Source organism: Atlantibacter sp. MEI4A-1023 (genome assembly GCF_056155425.1).
Genome location: NZ_CM149568.1, coordinates 4,269,920 through 4,292,853 on the forward strand (window position 1 = coordinate 4,269,920; position 22,934 = coordinate 4,292,853).

Annotated in this window: 18 protein-coding genes; 13 read left to right on the forward strand and 5 right to left on the reverse strand. The window is 55.5% G+C overall.

All coding sequences use genetic code 11. The annotated features are described in order from the left end of the window. Nucleotides 1-67 precede the first annotated feature (67 nt). Nucleotides 68-2,635 carry an ATP-binding protein gene (locus ACVV26_RS20310; protein ID WP_474799057.1) on the reverse strand — a complete coding sequence of 856 codons (2,568 nt, stop codon included), beginning with the start codon at nt 2,633-2,635 and terminating at the stop codon, nt 68-70. A gap of 377 nt (nt 2,636-3,012) precedes the next feature. On the opposite strand from ACVV26_RS20310, the gene ACVV26_RS20315 reads away from it, so the two are divergent. From ACVV26_RS20315 to ACVV26_RS20345, 7 genes are all read left to right on the forward strand, one after another. Further along, nucleotides 3,013-4,536, forward strand: coding sequence for a sugar ABC transporter ATP-binding protein (locus ACVV26_RS20315; RefSeq protein WP_474799058.1), 1,524 nt, complete (start codon nt 3,013-3,015; stop codon nt 4,534-4,536). A 22-nt stretch (nt 4,537-4,558) separates the two neighbouring features. Beyond that, the gene (locus ACVV26_RS20320) at nt 4,559-5,548 is read left to right on the forward strand and encodes an ABC transporter permease subunit (RefSeq protein ID WP_312982174.1); all 990 of its coding nucleotides are present in this window, start codon (nt 4,559-4,561) and stop codon (nt 5,546-5,548) included. A 36-nt stretch (nt 5,549-5,584) separates the two neighbouring features. Beyond that, nucleotides 5,585-6,526 carry an ABC transporter substrate-binding protein gene (locus tag ACVV26_RS20325; RefSeq protein ID WP_474799060.1) on the forward strand — a complete coding sequence of 314 codons (942 nt, stop codon included), beginning with the start codon at nt 5,585-5,587 and terminating at the stop codon, nt 6,524-6,526. An 80-nt stretch (nt 6,527-6,606) separates the two neighbouring features. Next, on the forward strand, nt 6,607-7,290 hold the full coding sequence (locus tag ACVV26_RS20330) for a D-lyxose/D-mannose isomerase (protein ID WP_474799061.1): 684 nt from the start codon (nt 6,607-6,609) through the stop codon (nt 7,288-7,290). A 15-nt stretch (nt 7,291-7,305) separates the two neighbouring features. Beyond that, nucleotides 7,306-8,166, forward strand: coding sequence for a ketose 1,6-bisphosphate aldolase (locus tag ACVV26_RS20335; protein ID WP_474799062.1), 861 nt, complete (start codon nt 7,306-7,308; stop codon nt 8,164-8,166). Nucleotides 8,167-8,175: 9 nt separating this feature from the next. Then, the gene (locus ACVV26_RS20340; RefSeq protein ID WP_474799064.1) at nt 8,176-9,186 is read left to right on the forward strand and encodes a carbohydrate kinase family protein; all 1,011 of its coding nucleotides are present in this window, start codon (nt 8,176-8,178) and stop codon (nt 9,184-9,186) included. 288 nt (nt 9,187-9,474) lie between these two features. Then, the gene (locus ACVV26_RS20345) at nt 9,475-9,627 is read left to right on the forward strand and encodes a Hok/Gef family protein (protein WP_312982165.1); all 153 of its coding nucleotides are present in this window, start codon (nt 9,475-9,477) and stop codon (nt 9,625-9,627) included. Nucleotides 9,628-9,692: 65 nt separating this feature from the next. Here the strand turns inward: ACVV26_RS20345 and ACVV26_RS20350 are convergent, their stop codons facing one another. After that, on the reverse strand, nt 9,693-10,424 hold the full coding sequence (locus tag ACVV26_RS20350; protein ID WP_474799065.1) for a response regulator transcription factor: 732 nt from the start codon (nt 10,422-10,424) through the stop codon (nt 9,693-9,695). A 175-nt stretch (nt 10,425-10,599) separates the two neighbouring features. Then, nucleotides 10,600-11,703, reverse strand: coding sequence for a glycerol dehydrogenase (locus tag ACVV26_RS20355; RefSeq protein WP_474799066.1), 1,104 nt, complete (start codon nt 11,701-11,703; stop codon nt 10,600-10,602). A 339-nt stretch (nt 11,704-12,042) separates the two neighbouring features. On the opposite strand from ACVV26_RS20355, the gene ACVV26_RS20360 reads away from it, so the two are divergent. Genes ACVV26_RS20360 through ACVV26_RS20370 form a run of 3 tightly spaced genes read left to right on the forward strand, consistent with a single transcriptional unit; the run spans nt 12,043 to nt 16,043 of the window. After that, nucleotides 12,043-13,374, forward strand: coding sequence for an MFS transporter (locus ACVV26_RS20360; protein ID WP_474799067.1), 1,332 nt, complete (start codon nt 12,043-12,045; stop codon nt 13,372-13,374). After that, complete coding sequence (gene ilvD, locus ACVV26_RS20365) at nt 13,371-15,086, forward strand: dihydroxy-acid dehydratase (RefSeq protein ID WP_474799068.1); 1,716 nt, start codon at nt 13,371-13,373, stop codon at nt 15,084-15,086. Before ACVV26_RS20360 ends, ilvD begins: the two co-directional genes overlap by 4 nt. Nucleotides 15,087-15,137: 51 nt before the next feature. Then, nucleotides 15,138-16,043: a dihydrodipicolinate synthase family protein gene (locus ACVV26_RS20370; protein WP_474799070.1), complete on the forward strand. Its 906-nt coding sequence runs from the start codon at nt 15,138-15,140 to the stop codon at nt 16,041-16,043. Nucleotides 16,044-16,082: 39 nt separating this feature from the next. Here ACVV26_RS20370 and ACVV26_RS20375 read toward each other — a convergent pair whose 3' ends face one another. Both ACVV26_RS20375 and gltP read right to left on the reverse strand, forming a co-directional pair. Continuing rightward, nucleotides 16,083-16,838: an IclR family transcriptional regulator gene (locus ACVV26_RS20375; RefSeq protein WP_474799072.1), complete on the reverse strand. Its 756-nt coding sequence runs from the start codon at nt 16,836-16,838 to the stop codon at nt 16,083-16,085. 139 nt (nt 16,839-16,977) lie between these two features. Continuing rightward, on the reverse strand, nt 16,978-18,291 hold the full coding sequence (gene gltP / locus ACVV26_RS20380; RefSeq protein ID WP_312982154.1) for a glutamate/aspartate:proton symporter GltP: 1,314 nt from the start codon (nt 18,289-18,291) through the stop codon (nt 16,978-16,980). Nucleotides 18,292-18,715: 424 nt separating this feature from the next. Here gltP and acs point away from each other — a divergent pair, with 424 nt between their 5' ends. The 3 genes from acs (at nt 18,716) to actP (ending at nt 22,782) form a co-directional block, all read left to right on the forward strand. Further along, entirely contained in the window at nt 18,716-20,674 is a 1,959-nt protein-coding gene (gene acs, locus ACVV26_RS20385; RefSeq protein WP_474799073.1) for an acetate--CoA ligase, read from the forward strand. 138 nt (nt 20,675-20,812) lie between these two features. Continuing rightward, entirely contained in the window at nt 20,813-21,127 is a 315-nt protein-coding gene (locus tag ACVV26_RS20390; RefSeq protein ID WP_125294724.1) for a DUF485 domain-containing protein, read from the forward strand. A 17-nt stretch (nt 21,128-21,144) separates the two neighbouring features. Beyond that, the gene (actP, locus tag ACVV26_RS20395; RefSeq protein WP_474801939.1) at nt 21,145-22,782 is read left to right on the forward strand and encodes a cation/acetate symporter ActP; all 1,638 of its coding nucleotides are present in this window, start codon (nt 21,145-21,147) and stop codon (nt 22,780-22,782) included. Nucleotides 22,783-22,934 lie beyond the last annotated feature (152 nt).

Genomic DNA, 22,934 nt, shown 5'->3' on the forward strand with positions numbered 1-22,934 from the left:
CTAAATGCAAAATTATGCAAGTAGGCTAATTGGGCTTTATCCCTGCGTAAAGCAAGCCTGAGTAAACTCAGATTTGCGCCCGCCGCAGCGCCTGTGCCAGCTGTACCTGAGTAAAGGGTTTACGCAACAACTCCACATCCGGCTGCGCCACCGGGTCTTGCGCGGTGCGTAAGTCCTGGCCGCTGATCAGCAGCCGGGCGATATGCGGATGATTAATCGCCGCGTAGTTCAACACTTCCGCGCCGCTTACGCCCCCGGGCAGCATCAGATCGCTAATCAGGATGCCGATCTCCCCGACGTTATCCAGCAGGCTGATGGCCTCCTCAACGGTCTGCGCTTCCAGCGTGATATAGCCCAGTTGGTGCAGTTGTTCGCACAGCGTCTGGCGCACATCGGCTTCATCTTCCAGCAACAACACCAGCTCATCTTGTGAAGACACATCAGGAATATCGACCGGCAGAGCCAGTTCACTGGCCGCCTGCGGCGCGCGCGGCAGTTGCAGGCGCACCGTGGTGCCCTGGCCGGGGGCGGTATCGATTTGTACACGCCCGCCAGACTGGCGCACAAAGCCATACACCATCGACAGGCCAAGACCGCTGCCTTCGCCGGTCTGTTTGGTGGTGAAGAACGGCTCGAATACGTGGGCCTTCAACTCTTCCGACATCCCGCAGCCACCGTCGATCACTTCCAGCGTCACCATATCGTGCCGCCGCCCGTCGCCACGGGTCACGCGCTGGTTCCAGGTACGAATTTTGAGGATGCCGCTGCGCCCTTCCATCGCATCACGGGCGTTCATCACCAGGTTGATAATGGCGTTTTCCAGTTGGTTGACGTCAATCCACGCAGGCCAGGCCGGTTGCTGCGCTTCCAGCTCCAGGGTCAGGGTTGCGGGCAGGGAATGGCGCATCAGTTCGACCAGGTTTTCCAGCAGTGCCTTGAGCTGCACGGCGCGCGGGTTCAGGGATTGTTTACGCGAGAACGCCAGCAGGCGCTGGGTGAGCTGTGCGCCGCGTTCGGCGGCTTTTAGCGCGCGGGCAATGCGCGGCGCGTCCGGCGTATCGGGCGCGGTTAATTCCAGGCTACCGATTATCACCGCCAACAGGTTATTGAAATCATGGGCCAGCCCGCCGGTCAACTGGCCGACGGCATTCATTTTCTGTCCGTGCACCAGCGCCTCTTCCAGCCCTTTACGCTCGGTGCGATCCAGCACCACGTTGACCATACCGCGACCCGGCACCGGGCTAAAGCGCAGCTCAATGGTGCGGTTGTCAGCCAACCGTAACTCCTGCGGATGGGGCAGCGGCAGCGCAAGGTTCTCCTGAATGTGGGCATCCTGCGGCGCGACGTGGCGCAACAACTGGAGATAGTGCTGGCCGCGCTGCACGCCTTCCGCCTCCAGGCCCAGCAGCAAAGGATATTGCGGGTTCCATACCACCAGCTCGCCGTGGCTGTCGAACAGCGCAAAGCCGTCGCGCATAGCGTGAAAAGTGGTTTCCAGTTGGGTGCTTTTTTCTTTCAGCAGCCGCGAGGTGTGCTCCAGCGACGCGGTATTGCGGGCAAATACGTTAAACGCGCGGGCGAGTTCGCCAAGTTCATCGCGCCGCTGCTGCGCCGGGACGGTGACATCCCGCTCACCGCGCGCCAGCCGCGCCATCGCCGTGGAAATCGCCGTCAGGTTCGAGCCGAGATTGCGGTAGATATACCACCCGGCAAACCCGGTGATAATCAGCGCCAACGCGGCAAACACCGCGATAAACAGGATCATCGAGCGCAGTTCTTTATGGCTGGCGGCGGTACGCAGCGCCGACTCCTGCACCACACGTTTTACATAATGATTGATATCCGTATTCAGAAACGCCACCAGCGCTTTGATGTGGTACATCGACCAGCTAATAGCGAGATCGCTCTCTGCCAGCGAGGCGGAGAGCGGATCAAGCTGGCCCAGTTGTTGGGTAAAGTCCTGGTAGATACCGTTAACCAGCGGATCGCTGAGCTGGCCGGGCAGCTGTTGTACCACCGCGTCGATTTGTTCCACCGTCGGGCGCGGCGACGGCGTCTGGATTGCCGCGTCGATCAGGCGATCCATTTCGATAAGCAGCGCAGGCGGGGGCAACGTTTCCCCGGCTCGCTGATTAAGCGTCTGAATATGATGGAGATAGCTTTGGTTTTGATACAGGGCGCTCAGTAGCGCGTTGCGTTCAAGATGGCGGCGATGGCCGCGCTCCAGCATCTGGGTCACGCTTTGCTGCAACTGGATGCTGCGGGAAATGATATTGCTGACCAGTTCCGGCTCCAGGGCCGCCAGCGGCGCCATTGACAGCAAATGCAATGAGCGCTGTAGCTCAAGCTGCGTCTGCTTTAATCGCTCCGCTTCACTTTGATACTCCAGCGCGCCGACCACCTGGCTTAACCGCACCGCCGCCGTGGCGACGTTGGCGGTATCGCGCGCCAGCGCCATGCTGCCGGTCATATCGCTGAGCGTCTGCTTCTGAACCTGCTCCTGCAACACGCTGGCGTGCCGAAAGCCGACTATCGCCACCATGCTCACCATCAACGTGACCGCCACCACCAGCAGATTAAAAAACAGTAACCGCCCGCGTGCGCTGGTCAGAAATCGGCTGGCTGGCTGTGTCATAACCCACTCCACTGGCGAAAACAGAACAGTAGCGCCTCGCGGTGTTCCCCGGCACGGTTGCGTTGCGGGAATGTGATCAATGTTAACTATTCAACATTTTACCCAAAATAATTCGTGGTGCAGAAAGGCGGCAAGAGAGTGACAAATTCGTCTGGAACGAATTTGACCAGCCAACGGCTGGCCTTCGGTGAGAGACAGGATGTCTCTCATTAATTCCCAGGAGCTTACACCAGTAAGTGACTGGGGTGAGCGAACGTAGCCAACGCATCTGCAACGCGAAGTATGAAGGGTATATGACAAATATGAATGGCTTTTGACATCATGCATTTATCTGGCAGTGGTCAAGTGATAACACCTGACCCCGAATGGAGTGCGCCATGAACGCAACGCCTGTGCTGGAGATGCGCGATATCGCCAAAGCGTTTGGCAAATTTTACGCGCTTAAAGGCGTCAGCCTGACGGTCTATCCCGGCGAGATCCACGCGCTGATGGGCGAAAACGGCGCCGGGAAAAGCACCCTGATGAAAATCCTCGCCGGGGCGTATACCGCGACCAGTGGCGAGATCCTGATCGACGGGCAACCTTACAGCATCAAAAGCCCGAAAGATGCGTTACAGGCGGGCATCACGCTGATTTATCAGGAGATGCAGCTCGCGCCCAATTTAACCGTCGCCGAAAATATTTTCCTTGGCAGTGAGATTTCCAGCGCCGGGCTGGTGAACCGCAAAGAGATGGTGGCGCAGGCGCAGAAAGTCATCGACCGGCTTGGCGCGCAGTTTCGCGCCACCGATCGGGTGATGCGACTGACCATTGCCGAACAGCAGCAGGTGGAAATCGCCCGCGCGCTGCATCGCAACAGCCGCATTCTGGTGATGGATGAGCCCACCGCCGCGCTTTCTTCCCGCGAAACCCATCGCCTGTTCGAGCTGATTATGCGGCTGCGTAATGAAGGCATGGCGATTATCTACATCAGCCACCGCATGGCGGAGGTGTACGAGCTGTCCGACCGCGTCAGCGTGCTGCGCGATGGCCAGTACGTGGGCAGCCTTGAGCGCGACCAGCTGAACGCCCAGGAACTGGTACGCATGATGGTGGGCCGCCCGCTGAGCGATCTGTTTAATAAAGAGCGCGATATCCCGCGCGGCGAGGTCCGGCTGGCGGTACATCACCTGACCGACGGCGAGAAAATCCAGCCGGTCAGCCTGGAGGTGCGTGCCGGTGAAGTGGTCGCCCTGGCAGGCCTGGTCGGCGCGGGCCGTTCTGAGCTGGCGCAGCTGATTTTCGGGGTGCGCAAAGCCACCGGCGGCAGTATCGAAATCGACGGCAAACCGGCGGTGATCCACTCCCCGCGCGATGCTATCGATCGCGGCATCGGCTTTTTAACCGAAAACCGCAAAGAGCAAGGGCTGTTTCTGGAAATGGCGGCGCAGGAAAACATCACCATGGCGACGCTGGAACGCGACGCCAGTTACGGGCTGCTGAACCGCAAAAAAGCCCAGTCGATTTCCGATGACGCCATCGCCACGCTCAATATCCGCGTGCCTCATGCCCAGGTACGGGCAGGCGGATTGTCTGGCGGCAACCAGCAGAAGCTGTTGATTTCCCGCTGGGTCGCCATTGGCCCGCGCATTCTGATTCTGGATGAACCTACGCGCGGCGTGGATGTCGGCGCAAAAAGCGAGATTTACCGCATCATGAACCAGATGGCGCGCCAGGGCGTGGCGATCCTGATGATTTCCAGCGAATTGCCGGAAGTTGTCGGTATGAGCGACCGGGTGTATGTGATGCGCGAAGGCAGCATTGCCGGGGAACTGAACGGGCTCGACATCACTCAGGAAAATATCATGACGCTGGCTACCGGCGTTGACGATTCGCGGCACAAGGCGGTGCGCAATGACTAACTCTTCCCAAAAGGGGCCAACCATGACGCCATCCACTTCACCCGCCCCAAAATCCGCCTCAGTGAAAAAAATGCTGATGGGCGACATCATGCAAACGGTGGGGATTTTGCCGATTCTGATCCTGATCGTGGCGGTATTTGGCTTTATCGCGCCCAACTTCTTTACCGAAAGCAACCTGTTGAATATCACCCGTCAGGCGTCGATTAACATCGTGCTGGCGGCGGGAATGACCTTCATTATTTTGACCGGCGGGATTGACCTGTCGGTGGGTTCAATACTTGGCACCACGGCGGTGGCGGCGATGGTGGTGTCGCTCTCCCCGGAACTGTCGATGCTGTCGATGCCTGCGGCGCTGATGTTAGGGCTGGCGCTCGGTTTGTTTAACGGCGCGCTGGTGGCCTTTGCCGGGCTACCGCCGTTTATCGTCACGCTGGGGACCTACACGGCGCTGCGCGGCGCGGCGTATCTGCTGGCGGATGGCACTACGGTCATCAACTCCAATATTGGTTTTGAATGGATAGGCAACGCCTACCTCGGCCCCATTCCCTGGCTGGTGGTGATTGCGCTGCTGGTGGTGGCGATTTGCTGGTTTATTCTGCGCCGCACCACGCTGGGGGTTCATATCTATGCGGTAGGCGGCAACATGCAGGCGGCCCGTCTGACCGGCATCAAAGTATGGCTGGTACTGCTGTTTGTTTATGGGATGAGCGGGCTGCTTTCCGGGCTCGGCGGGCTGATGAGCGCATCACGGCTGTACAGCGCCAACGGCAACCTGGGGATGGGCTACGAGCTGGATGCGATTGCGGCGGTTATTCTCGGCGGCACCAGTTTTGTTGGGGGCATCGGCACCATCACCGGTACCCTGGTGGGGGCGTTAATCATCGCGACCCTCAACAACGGCATGACCCTGATGGGCGTTTCTTACTTCTGGCAACTGGTGATCAAAGGGGCGGTGATCATCATTGCAGTGCTGATAGACAAGTACCGTACCCGTCACCATCAAAGTGCATAACAACAATACCCTACTCCCTATATGAGGAAGAGAAATATGCGTTTGAAACCTCTTGTCACCGCGCTCTGTGCTGGCGCACTGCTTGCCGCCTCGCCGTTTGTGCAGGCCAAAGAGTTAAAATCCATCGGCGTTACCGTGGGCGATCTCGCCAACCCGTTCTTCGTCCAGATCACCAAAGGGGCAGAGCTGGAAGCGCGTAAACTGGCGGGCGACGGCGTGAAAGTGACACTGGTGTCCAGCGGCTACGATTTGGGTCAGCAGGTGGCGCAAATCGATAACTTTATCGCCGCTAAAGTGGACATGATCATCCTTAACGCTGCGGATTCAAAAGGCATCGGCCCGGCGGTGAAACGCGCCAAAGACGCTGGGATTGTGGTCGTGGCGGTTGACGTGGCGGCTGATGGGGCTGATGCCACCATCACGTCAAACAACACCCAGGCCGGGGAAATCGCCTGTAAATACATTACCGACCGCCTGAAAGGCAAAGGCAATGTGGTGATCATCAACGGACCGCCGGTATCCGCCGTACAAAACCGTGTAGAAGGCTGCCAGACCGAATTCAAACGCCATCCGGATATCAAAGTGCTCTCCTGGAACCAGAACGCCAAAGGCAGCCGCGAAGGCGGGCTGGAAGTGATGACCTCGCTGCTGGCGGCGAATCCGAAGATCGACGGCGTATTCGCGATCAACGATCCAACGGCGATCGGCGCGGATCTGGCGGCGAAACAGTCGCAGCGTAACGAGTTCTTTATCGTCGGTGTGGACGGATCGCCGGATGCGGAAGAAGCCCTGAAACGCGATAACTCGCTGTTTGTGGCAACGCCAGCCCAGGACCCCCAGGTGATGGCGGCCAAAGCGGTGGAAATCGGTTATGACATCCTTCAGGGCAAACCCGCGCCGAAAGAACCGGTGCTGATCCCGGTGACGATGATTGATAAGAACAACATCGGCACTTACAAAGGCTGGACGGTGAAATAACCTTCAGGCGAGGGTGAGGGGCGGGTCTGCCTCTCACGCCTCTTCTTCAGGCAGAGAACACACTCTACCAGGGAGATGCAATGAAACGCTCTGAAATCAATGAAATCATCGGCCACACGCGCCAGTTTTTTTCCCGCCATGATGTGCATCTGCCGCCGTTTGCCAGCTTCGCCCCCACAAAGTGGCGCGAACTGGATGAGGCCAGTTGGGCAGAGGTCTTTGACTTAAAGCTGGGCTGGGATGTGACCGCCTTCGGCGGCAATAATTTTACCGCCCAGGGGCTGACGCTGTTTACCCTGCGCAACGGCTCGGTGGACGGCGTTCCCTGGCCGAAAAGCTATGCCGAAAAAATCATGCACGTCCGGGATGGCCAGGTGACGCCGATGCATTTTCACTGGCGCAAACGGGAAGACATCATTAACCGGGGCGGCGGCAATTTAATTATCGAAATCTGGAATGCAGACCAGTACGAACAACCCGAACAAAGCGATGTCACGGTCGTCATCGATGGTTGCCGACAGACGCACAGCGCCGGCAGCCAATTGCGCCTCGCACCAGGGGAAAGCATTTGCCTGACACCCGGCATGTATCACAGCTTTTGGGCTGAAGCCGGGTTTGGTGATGTGCTGGCGGGTGAGGTCTCAACGGTAAACGACGACGACCGTGACAATCGCTTCCTTAAACCCCTTGAACGGTTCAACGCCATCGATGAAGACGAGCCCGCTCAACTGGTGTTGTGCAATGAATACCGCGTTTTCCGTTAATTCCAGGAGGCCAACATGGCATTGATTTCGCTTGCAGACGGACTGGCCCACGCCCGTCAGCACGGCTATGCGCTCGGCGCGTTTAACGTGCTGGATAGCCACTTTCTGCGCGCGCTTTTCGCTGCGGCGAAGCAGGAGCGCTCACCGTTTATTATCAATATTGCAGAAGTGCATTTTAAATACGTGTCGCTGGATTCGCTGGTGGAAGCCGTGAAATTCGAGGCGGCGCGCCACGATATTCCGGTCGTGCTCAACCTTGATCACGGCCTGCATTTTGAGTCGGTTGTCCGGGCGCTGCGCCTCGGGTTTAGCTCAGTGATGTTTGATGGCTCAACCCTGAGTTATGAAGACAACGTTCGCCAGACCCGGGAAGTCGTGAAAATGTGCCACGCGGTAGGCGTATCGGTAGAAGCGGAGTTGGGCGCAGTAGGCGGCGATGAAGGCGGCGCGCTGTATGGCGAAGCGGACAGCGCGAAATTCACCGATCCCGCGATTGCCCGCGAATTTGTCGACAGTACCGGTATCGACGCTCTGGCGGTCGCCATCGGCAATGCCCACGGTAAATATAAGGGCGAGCCGAAGCTCGATTTCGACCGGCTCAGCGCCATCAGCCAGCAAACCGGTATTCCGCTGGTGCTGCATGGCGGCTCAGGAATTAGCGATGCCGATTTCCGGCGCGCCATCTCGCTGGGCATCCATAAAATCAACTTTTATACCGGTATGTCTCAGGCAGCGCTGGGTGCGGTGGAACAGCGTATGGCAGATCGTAAGCCGATGTATGACGAATTCGCCGAGTTGCTACTAGGCATTGAAGAAGCGATTACCGATGTGGTAGCGGAACAGATGCGCACCTTTGGCAGCGCGGGGCATGCGTAAGGAGGGATGATGAGCGAACGGAAAGGCGTTATTGCCGCTGGCAATATGCTGGTGGACCATGTCCATCAGATTGTGAAATGGCCGGAGCCGGGTTGGTTAACAGAAATCATCCGGAGTGAGCGCTCCACGGGCGGCGCGCCGCTTAACGTTTTGCTCACCCTCGCGAAAATGCATACCGGCCTGCCGCTTCAGGCGGTGGGCCTTATCGGCGAAGATCATGATGGCGATTTCGTTATGGCGATGCTTGAGCAATACCACGTCAATCGCCAACACGTGCAGCGTACCTCATTCGCGCCAACGTCGATGACCCAGGTCATGACCGATCCCAGCGGTCAGCGCACCTTTTTTCATTCTCCCGGTGCGAACCGGTTGCTGGATTTACCGGCATTTGATCATCTCGACAGCAGGATGAAGATTTTCCATCTTGGCTATTTATTGCTGCTCGATAGCCTGGATTTACCCGACGCCGAATACGGCACACGCAGTGCCCGCTTGCTGGCGCAGATGCAACAGCAGGGCTATCAAACTTCGCTGGATTTGGTGTCGCGCCAGGGCGATCCACGCTATCAACCTTTAGTCATGCCCGCCCTGCCCTGGCTGGATTATCTGGTGATTAACGAACTGGAAGCCGGCGAGTTTAGCGGCCAGGCAATGCGTAAGGATGACCATACCCCGGATATTGACGCGATCGGCGCTGTCGCCAGGCAGTTGCTGAATGCCGGTGTGCGTCAGCGTGTGGTGATCCACTGCCCGGAAGGCGCGTTTGGTGTTGAATCCAGCGGTGAGGGTCTGTGGGTACCGTCAATGACATTAAGCCAGGAGGAGATAGTCGGTAGCGTCGGGGCAGGCGATGCATTCTGCGCGGGCCTGCTATACGGCAGCCATGAAAGCTGGTCGCTGTCTGACAGTATTTTACTGGCGCATGCCTGTGCCCGGGCGAGTCTGTTATGTGCGAATGCCATCGACGGCGCAAAAACGCTTGATGAATTAACGCTGGATATTCAGGAAAGGCACGAGTAAAACCATTAATCAAGAGTACCATAAATAAATTATTAAACTTCTGCGAGGTTAATTCCATAATAATGAAAAATCGCGCCTAAAATTACATCGCAGATTTTATGGTATTTTATCGCCGGACATTTAATATAGTCGGCGGGTGCTTAAGGCTTTCTGTCTTAAGTACATCACTGAGCGAGAGACAGAAAGAGAAAAGCCCCGGGCAATATTTCTATTAACCCGAGGCTATCTCTCAACCCCAAACAAGTTGAGAATAGCCGCTTACTCGCCGCGAGGCAAGGAGTAAATGGCATGAAGCCACTACGCTATCTGCTGGCATGCTTATTAGTTGTTTGCATAACAGTACTGGTTTTTTCCTTATTTAATCGCGGACTGCTTTGCGAATTAAGAATAAGGAACGGGAATCAGGAGGTGGCGGCTAAATTAGCCTGCTCTGACCGGTAATGCTACCCGGGCGGAGTTCGCTCCGCCCTTCTTGTCGGGTACTGAGTCCTTAATGCACCCGATCTTTATGCTGCCCTTTCTGCCGCAATCACATCCGCAGAAAATACATAGCCAACGCCGCGAATAGTACGGATTAACGCGGGCTGATGGGGATTGATCTCTATTTTTCTACGCAGGCGCATGACCAGCACATCAATCGTGCGATCAAATACCTCGGTGGTTTCGCTGTGGGTCAACTCCAAAAGTTGTTCACGACTTAATACCCTCCGCGCATTTTGTACCAGCGCCAGTAACAAACCATATTCACCCTGAGTGAGTTCCACGGGCTGTTGATTAGCATCAACCAGCACGCAGCGCGCAGGATCGAGCGTCCAGCCGTTGAACATGAGTCCTTTGCCCGTCACTGCGGGAACCTCGGCATTCAGTACGCCGCTGCGCCGTAGTACCGCTTTTACACGGGCGATGACAACGCGCGGATTAAAGGGTTTTGCGATGTAATCATCAGCCCCCATTTCCAGGCCGACCACCACATCAGACTCACTGCCCAGGCCGGTTAACATAATCACCGGCAACGCCGGATGCTGGCGTTGGATTTGCTGCAGCACCATCAGACCGTTGATATCCGGCAGTATCATATCCAGCAGCACCAGCGCAATTTCCGGATGGGAGCCCAGCGTCGCCAGCGCATTATTCCCGGTATAGCAGGCATGGACCTCAAACACATGCTCGCTAAAGGCATCCCGTAAGACATCGCAAATGGCGGGATCGTCATCCACCACCATAATGGCAGGTTTCATCATCATTCTCCGCAGGGATGAATAGCTAAGGTTGAGTGTGGGCGATTGTACGGATCGATGCCTGAAAAAGCCTTGAGGGGATGTTGAAAATCTAATCAATATCACAGCGATGAGTAATAAGCGGGCGTGATGAATAAACAGCACGCCCGATGAACGACGGCATTTAAGAGAAAAATTAACGTCGCTGTGCTTTACGCGCCCTGCCCTGCGCATCAGCGGCGCGTAGCGCTGCCATTACCGTTTCCGGCGTCACTTCACAGGGTTCGTTATGCATGGTTTCGCCAGCCTGACAGGCTGCCTGTGCAACGGCCATCAGATCGGCATCGCTGACGTCGCTTAAACCAATCTCGGCCAGGGTAACTGGCAGGCCTACATCCTCGCAGAACGTATAAACCTCATCGATAAGTTCAGGGGAGCGATCTGTCAGCATTAACATGGCCAGCGTGCCGAACGCGACTTTTTCGCCGTGCCAGTAAGCATGCGTCTGTGGCAGGACCGTCAGGCCATTGTGAATAGCATGCGCCGCTGCCAGCCCGCCGCTTTCAAAACCCAATCCTGATAACAGTGTGTTGGCTTCAATGACATGTTCCAGCGCCGGAGTCACCTGATGCTGCTCACAAGCTAACTTCGCCAGGCGGCCATAGCGCATTAGCGTGTCGTAGCAAAAACGCGCCAGCTCGAAGGCGGTCATCGGGCCAGGGCGCGAGGTCATGTTACCTGCTCCTTTGATGCGGCAATCCTCCGCTTCAAACCACGTCGCCAGCGCATCGCCCATGCCAGAGACCAGGAAACGAACCGGCGCAGAGGCGATAATGCCGCTATCCACCAGCACCAAATTAGGGTTACGCGGGATCATTAAATAGCGTTTGAATTGCCCTTCGGCGGTGTAGATCACCACCAACGAGCTACAGGGTGCATCCGTAGACGCAAGCGTCGGTACTATTGCGATAGGCAAACGCAGACTGGCACCGGTGGCTTTGGCGGTATCAAGCGTTTTACCGCCACCCATTCCGACAATCACGTCCGCGCCGATCGCCATCGCCTTATCAGAAATCCGCGCGATCTCTTCGTCGCTGCATTCACTGTTAAACACCTCAATCTGGTACTCAATAACGCCATGCAGCGCGGTTTCAACCGCATCGCAATAGCGCTGGTGAACGAACGGATCTTGCAGGATCAGCGCTTTGCGTCCCAGGGAAGCCAACTCCTGTGGCAGATGCGTTGTTAACGCGCCCTTTCCCTGAACATAGCGTGACGGAAATAGTGCTGTCGTAATCATGATGATTCCTCATTTAAGATTTAGTTCTTTATACAGAACAATTATTCCTTATAAGGAATCTATACCCACATCATCGCTACTCTCAATGGCTAAATTTTAATAAGTCCAATCCTGTGAGATAACGCACAAATTTACCTTAAGCCCATAAATCGCCGCATTTTCACCTCTGCTTGTTTCCTTTCAGCCTGGCGTGCTCCCAGTTTATGAAGCAAATCACAAAACAAAGCCTTCGTTTTTGTATGGAATTGACGTTGCTGATTCCCGGCGCGATGATAACAACATACAGAACAGCAGTTCCATACATAGAACAATCATACCTCTTATCATAGGGAAGAAAAAATGAGTACTGAACTGAGTAAACCGACCACGAGGGGACGCTGGCTGCATATCATCCCAGCCACCATCCTCGTTTATATCGTGGCATATATGGACCGGACCAATATCGCCATCGGTATTGCGGGCGGTATGGAGGAAGATCTCGGCATGACGGCGTCGTTTGCCGGTCTGGTCGCCGGGATCTTCTTTATTGGTTATATCTTTTTGCAGATCCCCGGCGGACAAATCGCTGAACGCCTGAGCGCCAAAAAGCTTATCGCCTGGACAATTGTTGCCTGGGGCGGATTTGCCTTGTTGACGGGTTTTGTACAAACCCCCACCCAACTGTTGATTATCCGCTTTATCCTCGGCGTCGCTGAAGGCGCAGTCTACCCTGCGATTCTGGCCTTGATCGGCCACTGGTTCCCGAATGAAGAACGCGCCCGCGCTATTGCCTATTTCCAGATGAACCTGGCGGTGGCCTCAATTATCACCGGGCCGCTTTCCGGCTGGTTGATCGAGGTCTACGGCTGGCGCGAAATGTTCATTATTGAAGGCTTGCTGTCGCTGGGTCTGCTGTTTGTCTGGCTGCCGCTGGTGGCTGACCACCCGCATCAGGCGAAATGGCTGGATCCGAAAGAGCGCGCCTGGATTGAACAAAAGCTGGAAGAAGATCGCACGCTGAGCATCGCCGGAGAGAAAAGCAATATCCGCAGCGTGCTGCGCAGCGTAAACCTGTGGAAGCTTATCGGTATCTATTTCTTCGTCCAGGTGGGTTTCTACGGCTTCGCCCTGTGGATGCCGAAACTGATTAAAGAGTTAACCGGCAGCGGCATGACCACCGTCGGCCTGCTTACTGCCGCACCGTATATTTTGTGCATCATCGGTCAGTTCTATATCGCAAAATGGTGCGATAAGACCATGAACCGCCGCCTGTATACCGCAATCCCGCTGATTGGCTTCGCTTTTTGTTTAGCGCTCTCCCTGATCCTCAAAGACAACGTCTGGCTGGCCTACGGCATGATGGTGGTGTGCGGCTTCTTCCTGCAAGCCTACGCGGGCCCCTTCTGGACGCTGCCGCCGCTGTTGTTCGCACCCAACGTGCTGGGCGGCGTGCGCGGCACCATCAACGCCCTCGGCAATATTGGCGGTTTTATCGGGCCGTATCTGGTTGGGCTGTTGACTGTCACTTTCTCTCAAACCGCCGGTATGACCGTGCTGGTTGCCGCATTGCTTATCGCTGTTGCGTTGCTGTTCAGTTTGCCCTCGGTGACCGCGCGTCCTGCCGGTACGCCTAACTCAGGTAGCAAGCCCCTCGCAACTGCGTCACTTAAACAGGAAGGAATCGCCAAATGAGTCAGAAATGCCAAACTGCCCGCGACCTGTGGTCGCAACTGGATGCTCTACGTCTGGGGATGAACTACACCAAAGACGACGTCAATAAATTGCAGGTATTGGTGGATGATTGCTACGGGGAGAGCCACCCCGGCAGTTTCCACCTCAACCAGCTCGGTGACGAGGCGGTGCTGGGTGTCCACGAAGCGGGCGGCCGCGCGGTGCGCCATCACGTCACTGATATTTGCGACGGCTGGGGACAGGGCCATGACGGGATGAACTATATCCTGGCGTCCCGCGAAGCCATCGCCAACATGGTGGAAATCCATGGGTCGGTAGTGCCGTATGACGCTGGCGTGCTGATCTCCAGCTGCGATAAATCGATTCCCGCGCATTTGATTGCCGCCGCGCGTCTGGATCTGCCGCTGATACATATCCCCGGCGGCTCCATGCGCCCGGCCCCGAATATGAGCACCTCTGACCTCGGCGGCATCACCGCGAAGCTGAAGAAAGGCGAAATCGGCGTTCAGCAGGTGGAAGCCATGCAGCAGTGCGGTTGTCCGACGGCGGGCGCCTGCCAGTTTATGGGCACCGCCAGTACCATGCAGTGTATGTCGGAAGCGCTCGGCCTGGCGTTGCCGGGCAGCGCATTGCAGCCGTCGACGATGGCGGAAATCCGTCGCGGTGCGCGTGCGGCAGGCCATCAGGCGCTGCATCTGGCGTCAAAAAATATCACTACCCACAAAATCCTGACGCCTGCCGCGTTTGAAAATGCGATTAAAGTTCATGCGGCGATTGGCGGTAGCACCAACGCCATGATCCACCTGCCTGCGGTGGCGCACGAACTGGGCTGGGAATTAAAACCGGAACTGTTCGATCGCATTAATAATGAAATCCCGTATCTGACCAACATTCAGCCGAGCGGCCAGTACGTTACCGAGATGCTGTGGTTCGCGGGCGGTATTCCGCTGGTGCAGTGGTATCTGCGTGATTATCTGGATCTGGATGTGCTGACGGTCACCGGCCGCACGCTGGGCGATAACCTGGAGATGATGCACCAGTCTGGCTTCTTCACCCGCAATCATGGCTATCTGAATAACTACAAAGTCAGCCCGGACGATGTACTGCGCAAACCCGAGCAGGCCACTAAAAAAGGCTCGATTGCGGTACTGAAAGGCAATATCGCCCCGGAAGGCGCGGTGATCAAATACGCCGCCTGTTCCCCGGATATGCATCACCACGTCGGCCCGGCGCGGGTATTTAACTCTGAGGAGGATGCCCAGCAGGCCATCATCCACAACCGTATTGAACCCGGCGATGTGATTTTCATCCGCTACGAAGGGCCAAAAGGTTCCGGCGCCCCGGAGATGTTAATGACCACCGACGCCATCGTGTATGACCAGCGTCTGGATGGCAAAGTGGCCCTGATTACCGATGGCCGCTTCTCCGGTGCAACCAGCGGCCCGTGCGTGGGGCACGTTTCGCCGGAAGCGGCGGACGGCGGACCGATCGCACTGGTGGAAGATGGCGATCTGATCGAAATGGATGTTAAAGGCCGCAAGCTTAACATCGTCGGTATTCATGGCGTTCGCCAGTCCGAACAAGACATTCAGGATTGCCTGGCGGCGCGTCGCAGCCGCTGGACCAAACCGGATTATTCCAGCCGTCGCGGCGTGTTTAAGCAATTCACCTCTCACGCCACCTCATTAATGGCCGGTGCCTGGATTAAATAATATTTTCGGTGGGTTTGTTCGCAGGCCCACCCTTGTTTAAAGGAATTTTTCATGTCAAACACGAGCAAATTTCGCGGGGTATTCCCGCCCGTCCCGACAATTGTTGATGCTCAGGGAGAACTGGATAAAGCGGGAATGGCGACCTTACTGGATCATCTGATCGCCAGTAACGTCGATGGCGTACTGTTGCTGGGTAGCGGCGGCGAGTTCTGCCATATGACCCAAAAGCAGCGAAGGGAAACAGCCGAATTCTGCGTGCGTCATATTAATCGTCGTATTCCCGTTTTACTGGGAATTAGCAGCACCTGTACCCAGGAAGTGATAGAACTGGGTTACCACGCCGATAAACTGGAAGTGGACGCGGTGCTGGTACTGAACCCGTATTATGCCAAATTAACCGACGACTATATTTATAACCACTTTAAAACCGTGGCAGAGAATATTCATAGCCCGGTATTAATTTATAATTTTCCGGCATTAACCGGCCAGGATATTAGCGTTGATTTAATCACCAGACTGGCGCGCGATATACCCAATATTATTGGGATTAAAGATACCGTCGATAATATTAGCCACATCCGGGAAATCGTTAATCACGTCAGGCCGATTCGTTCCGACTTTGTCATATTCTCTGGTTATGACGAATACATGATGGATACGCTGATCATGGGCGGCAACGGCGGTATCCCGGCCACCGCCAACTTTGCGCCGCAGATCACCTGCGGCATTTACCGCGCCTGGTGCGAAAAAGAGTATGAAACGATGTTTGCACTGCAACGCCAGCTGTCGGCGCTGTCGACGATTTACAGCCTGGATACGCCGTTCTTCGGCATCATCAAGAAGGCGATTCAACTGAGCGGCGTGAATGTTTCAACCCACGTGATGCCGCCGGTCCTGCCTGCCAACGAAGGGCATATCGCGAATCTTCACAAGGTGCTGAAACGCGCGGGGCTGTAACAGGTATAAAGAAGAAAGCGGGCTAATGCCCGCTTTCGATTAGTGCAGCAGATGGGTAAGACGGCGGCTGGCATCCATCATTAACGTTGCCAGGCCTTCACGCTTGTCGTCAGGGATCTGGAATGCCACGCCCGATGCGCTCAGAGCGGCAATGACTTTCCCCTGGGAATTAAACACCGGTACCGCAATACAGCGCACGCCCTGGCAATCTTCTTCATTATCATATCCCCACCCGCGACGGCGAATGCCCGCCAGCTCCTGTTTAAGGATGTTGATATCGGTAATGGTGGTATCGGTAAAGCGATGCAAAACCTGATCTTCCGGCAGTAACTCTTCCAGCTCTTCGCTGTTCAGCCAGGCGATAAGCACCTTTCCCAGCCCGGAGCTGTGCAGCGACAGGCGCTTGCCTTCCCAGCTGCGGATCACAATGGCCTGCGGGCTTTCCAGCTTCAGCAGATAAATTGGCGATGCGCCTTCCAGCACGCCGAGATGGCAGGTTAACCCGGTTGAGTCGCGGATTTCCTCGAGGATCGGCAGGGCTATCTTTTTAATGTCGTACTGTTCAGATGCCTTGTTGCCCAGCTCATACAAGCGCAGGCCCAGGTAGTACTTATCTTTTTCCTGGCGCAGCAACCCGTGGGCCACCATGCCGTTAAGTAAGGAAGATGTGCTGCTTTTGGCAATCCCGGAATGCTGATGGATTTGCGTAAACGTCGCGCCGTCGCACTCCAGCAGGTAGTCGAACACGCGCATAATCTTGTCGAGGGCCGGAATCGAGGTGGTTACTTTTTTCATAGTATTATCAAATAATTATAAATAACTTTTTGAATACTATACACCACTCGCCCGGTTTATTTCCATACGAATGCCAGGCCTGTAAATGCAAAAAGGGCCAGCGTCTACTTCGCCAGCCCTTTTTATTCAGCGTAATCCGTTAAGAATTGGCCGTTTCGTCAAACTTACCCAGCATTTCCCGCTCATAGGCCTGGGCCTTTTTGCGGTCGAAGCGGTGCTCCCATTTGGCGATAACCAGTACCGCCAGCGCGTTGCCTACCACGTTGAGCGCGGTGCGCGCCATGTCGAGGATACGGTCTACGCCCGCGATAAACGCCAGCCCTTCCAGCGGAATACCCACGCTGCCCAGCGTCGCCAGCAGTACCACAAACGACACGCCCGGTACGCCCGCGATGCCTTTCGACGTCACCATCAGGGTCAGCACCAGAATGATTTCCTGGCCGAGAGACAGCTCAATGCCGTACAGCTGGGCGATAAAGATCGCCGCAATACTCTGGTACAGCGTCGAGCCATCGAGGTTAAAGGAGTAGCCGGTTGGCACCACAAAACTGGTGATTGACGCTGGCGCGCCATAGGCTTCCATCTTCTCAATAATACGTGGCAGAACGCTTTCAGAACTGGCAGTGGAGTACGCCAGAATCAGTTCGTCTTTCAGGATGCGGATCAAGATCATGATACGCAGCCCGCACATCCGCGCCACCGTGCCCAGCACCACCAGCGCGAAGAACAGAATCGCCATATAGACCAGGATCACCAGCTTGGCGAGCGGCCACAGCGAGGCGAAACCGAAGTTGGCGACCGTCACGGAAATCAGCGCGAACACCCCCACCGGCGCATAGCGCATCACCATGTGCGTCACTTTAAACATGGTTTCGGAGATGGAGCGGAACACGGTTACCAACGGCTCGCGATGGTTAGACGGCAATGAAGAAAGGCCCAGACCGAACAGCACCGAGAAGAAAATAATCGGCAGCATATCGCCCTTCGCCATTGACGCCACGATGTTAGTCGGCACCAGCGAAAGAATAGTGCTCATCAGGCCATGAGAATGGCTCTGCACTTGTTCTGTCGTTTGTTGGTATTTCGAAATATCGACTGCGGCGAGTTGGGACATATCGATCCCGTGACCCGGCTGGAACACATTCGCCAGCGTGATGCCCAGGATAATCGCTACGGTGGTGATCACTTCAAAATAGATAATGGTTTTCGCACCAATACGACCCAGCTGTTTCGCATCGCCGACGCCGGCAATACCGACCACCAGGGTGGAGATCACAATCGGTACCACAATCATTTTGATCAGGTGAATGAAGATATCACCTGCGGGAGAAAGCAGATTACTGACCAACCATTCGCGGCTATCGGCGTGGTAGTGCAGATAGCTGCCCAGAAGAATGCCTAGCACCAGCGCAAGCAAAATTTGCCAGGCCAGGCTTATCTTTTTGTTTTTCATAACACTTAACTTCCTGAATCAAAGGGGCCATTCCCATGTGTGTCACTATGAGAAGGGCACAAACTGAAAGGGGTATGACAAACGTTGGGTCTGTTATGGGGTTTTTTAACGCGCATAATGAGTACCATTTGTACGCCATGCTGCGCAACCCTTGAGGAACAGGCACATTCACTGATTTTTTGATTCAAACCACATTTTTATATTAGTCTGCCATCATAACGTTTTGTTATAGATGAATTTTCCTGAACATATTTTTCAAAAATATATTTCCCTAATTTTTTTCTCCCGCGGAATCGTTTGAGCAATTTTCCGCCATTTTTTTTATTCGTGATCTGCCGCGCAAATAATAAACAAAGCTGCTAAAGCCCCTACAATTAACGTTTGCGTGACATATTATTAACATCCTTCAAGGAGAAAAAAAGCCATGAGCCAAATACACAAACACGCTATTCCCGCAAACATTGCGGAACATTGCCTGATTAACCCGGAGCAGTACGAGGCTAAATATCAGCAATCTATTCACGATCCTGACGCGTTCTGGGGTGAACAGGGTAAAATCCTTGACTGGATCAAGCCTTATCAGAAAGTTAAAAACACCTCCTTTGCACCCGGCAACGTTTCGATTAAATGGTATGAAGACGGCACCCTAAATTTAGCGGCGAACTGCCTGGACCGTCATCTGGCGGAAAACGGCGATCGCACCGCGATTATCTGGGAAGGCGATGACGCGACCCAGAGCAAAAATATTAGTTATCGCGAACTGCATCGCGACGTGTGTCGCTTCGCGAACACCCTCGTCGACCTGGGTATTAAGAAAGGCGACGTGGTGGCTATCTATATGCCGATGGTGCCGGAAGCGGCGGTCGCGATGCTGGCCTGCGCACGCATTGGCGCGGTGCACTCGGTGATTTTCGGCGGATTTTCCCCGGAAGCGGTGGCCGGGCGTATTATCGACTCCAGTTCGCGTCTGGTGATCACCGCCGATGAAGGTATCCGCGCGGGCCGCACGATCCCTCTGAAGAAAAACGTCGACGACGCGCTGAAAAACCCTGGCGTGAAAACCATTGAGCATGTGATTGTGCTTAAGCGCACTGGCGCAAACATCGAGTGGAATGAAGGCCGCGATCTGTGGTGGCACGAACTGATTGAGAAAGCCAGCGCCCACCACCAGCCAGTAGAAGTGAACGCGGAAGACCCGCTGTTTATCCTTTATACCTCCGGCTCTACCGGCAAGCCTAAGGGCGTGCTGCATACCACTGGCGGTTACCTGGTTTATGCCGCAACCACCTTTAAATACGTATTCGACTACAAGCCTGGCGACATCTACTGGTGTACGGCGGATGTGGGCTGGGTGACTGGCCACAGTTACCTGCTGTATGGCCCGCTGGCTGTCGGCGCTACCACGCTGATGTTTGAAGGCGTGCCGAACTGGCCTGCGCCGAACCGCATGGCGCAGGTGGTCGATAAGCATAAAGTGAACATTCTCTACACCGCGCCGACGGCGATCCGCGCCCTGATGGCGGAAGGCGATAAGGCGATTGAAGGCACCGACCGTTCTTCATTGCGCATTCTGGGCTCCGTCGGCGAACCGATTAACCCGGAAGCCTGGGAATGGTACTGGAAGAAAATCGGCAACGAGAAATGCCCGGTGGTGGACACCTGGTGGCAGACTGAAACCGGCGGCTTTATGATCACCCCGCTGCCAGGCGCAACGGAACTGAAAGCCGGCTCGGCAACCCGTCCGTTCTTCGGCGTGCAACCGGCGCTGGTGGATAACGAAGGCCAGCCGCTGACAGGCGCAACCGAAGGCAATCTGGTCATCACCGACTCCTGGCCGGGGCAGGCGCGCACGCTGTTTGGCGATCATGAGCGCTTCGAGCAGACCTATTTCTCGACCTTCAAAAATATGTACTTCAGCGGCGACGGCGCGCGTCGTGATGAGGACGGCTACTACTGGATCACCGGGCGTGTGGATGACGTGCTGAACGTTTCTGGCCACCGTCTGGGCACTGCGGAAATCGAATCGGCGCTGGTGTCGCATCCGAAAATTGCCGAGGCTGCCGTGGTGGGCATTCCGCACAACATTAAAGGCCAGGCGATTTATGCGTATGTGACCCTCAATCACGGCGAAGAACCCACGGCGCAACTGTATACCGAAGTGCGCAATTGGGTGCGTAAAGAGATCGGCCCGCTGGCGACGCCGGATATTCTGCACTGGACCGATTCGCTGCCGAAAACCCGCTCCGGCAAAATCATGCGTCGCATTCTGCGTAAGATTGCGGCGGGGGATACCAGTAACTTCGGCGATACCTCAACGCTCGCCGATCCAGGTGTGGTGGAAAAACTGCTCGAAGAAAAGCAGGCCATCACTATGCCTTCATAACGTCTCACCTTAACCCTCTCCCCGACCGGGGAGAGGGAAACCATAACAACCTGTACCCTACCCCTCCCAAGGATTTCATGTTGCGGCCAGCACGCTGTGGCGCGAAAAACGCGGGGGAACACCTCTGGAGACTCTGTGATGAATGAACCAATTTATCAACGGATAGAAGGTAATGCGCATTTCAGGGAGTTAGTTGAAAAACGGCAACGGTTTGCCACCATTCTGTCCCTTATCGTGCTGGTAATTTATGTGAGCTTTATTTTGCTCATCGCTTTTGCGCCCGGCTGGCTGGGTACACCGTTGCATCCGGGCACCAGCGTCACGCGCGGGATCCCTATCGGCGTAGGTGTCATCCTGATCTCGTTCTTTTTGACAGGTGTATATGTCTGGCGGGCAAACAGTGAATTTGACCGTCTCAATAAAGCCGTGATGCACGAGGTGAAGGCATTATGAAACGTTTTCATTCATTGATGGGGATGGCGCTGCTGGGGTTATCCACCCGCACACTGGCCGCCGATGCGCTAACCGGCGACGTTCAACGCCAGCCGACCAACTGGCAGGCGATCATTATGTTTATCGTGTTCGTGGCCTTTACGTTAGGGATAACTTACTGGGCCTCGAAACGCACCCGCACCCGTAGCGATTACTACACGGCGGGCGGCAATATTACCGGCTTCCAGAACGGCCTGGCGATTGCGGGCGACTATATGTCGGCGGCATCGTTCCTGGGGATTTCGGCGCTGGTGTTTACCTCTGGCTACGACGGGCTGATTTACTCGCTGGGCTTTCTGGTGGGCTGGCCGATTATCCTGTTCCTGATCGCGGAACGCCTGCGTAACCTCGGCAAATATACCTTTGCTGACGTGGCCTCGTATCGTCTGAAGCAGGGGCCAATCCGCGTGCTGTCGGCGTGCGGTTCGCTGGTGGTGGTGGCGCTGTACCTGATCGCCCAGATGGTGGGCGCAGGTAAGCTGATCGAACTGCTGTTCGGCCTGAACTACCACATCGCGGTGGTGCTGGTCGGCGTGCTAATGGTGATGTACGTATTGTTCGGCGGCATGCTCGCCACTACGTGGGTGCAGATCATCAAAGCGGTGCTGCTGCTGTTTGGTGCCAGCTTTATGGCCTTTATGGTCATGAAACACGTTGGCTTTAGCTTCAATAACCTGTTCAGCGAAGCTATGGCGGTTCACCCGAAAGGTGCCGCGATCATGAGCCCTGGCGGGCTGGTGAAAGACCCGATCTCTGCATTGTCGCTGGGGCTGGGGCTGATGTTCGGTACTGCCGGTTTGCCGCATATCCTGATGCGTTTCTTCACCGTTAGCGACGCCCGCGAAGCGCGTAAGAGCGTGTTCTACGCCACCGGCTTTATGGGTTACTTCTATATCCTGACCTTTATCATCGGCTTCGGCGCAATCATGTTAGTGGGCGCTAATCCGGTATTTAAAGACGCGACCGGCGCGCTGATCGGCGGTAACAACATGGCGGCAGTCCATCTGGCGAACGCCGTGGGCGGTAACCTGTTCCTCGGCTTTATCTCGGCGGTGGCCTTCGCCACGATTCTGGCAGTGGTTGCAGGCTTGACGCTGGCGGGCGCATCAGCGGTATCACACGATCTGTACGCTAACGTGTTCCGTAAAGGCGCAACCGAACGTGATGAACTGCGGGTGTCCAAAATTACGGTGCTGGTGCTGGGTGTTATCGCTATCCTGCTGGGTATCCTGTTCGAGAAACAGAACATCGCCTTCATGGTGGGCCTGGCGTTCTCTATCGCGGCGAGCTGTAACTTCCCTATCATTCTGCTGTCGATGTACTGGTCGAAACTGACCACGCGCGGCGCAATGATTGGCGGCTGGCTGGGTCTGCTGACGGCGGTTATCCTGATGATCCTCGGCCCAACCATTTGGGTTCAGGTTCTCGGCCATGCTGCACCGGTATTCCCGTACGAATACCCGGCGCTGTTCTCGATTCTGGTGGCGTTTGTCGGGATTTGGGTGTTCTCAATTACCGATAACAGCGCAGAGGGCAATCTGGAACGCGAGAAATTCCGCGCCCAGTTTATCCGCTCGCAAACCGGTATTGGTATCGAGCAGGGTCGCGCGCACTGATATTGCGCGCCTCGCCTCAGTAACTGAAGTAAGGGAGCCGAAAGGCTCCCTTCTTCGTTATGGGCTGCAAAAAGGAACATAATTTATTTGTGATTCGCATCAAATTAAGAAAACCATTCTAAAACCCCTGCTCATCGGAGAAATTTATTATT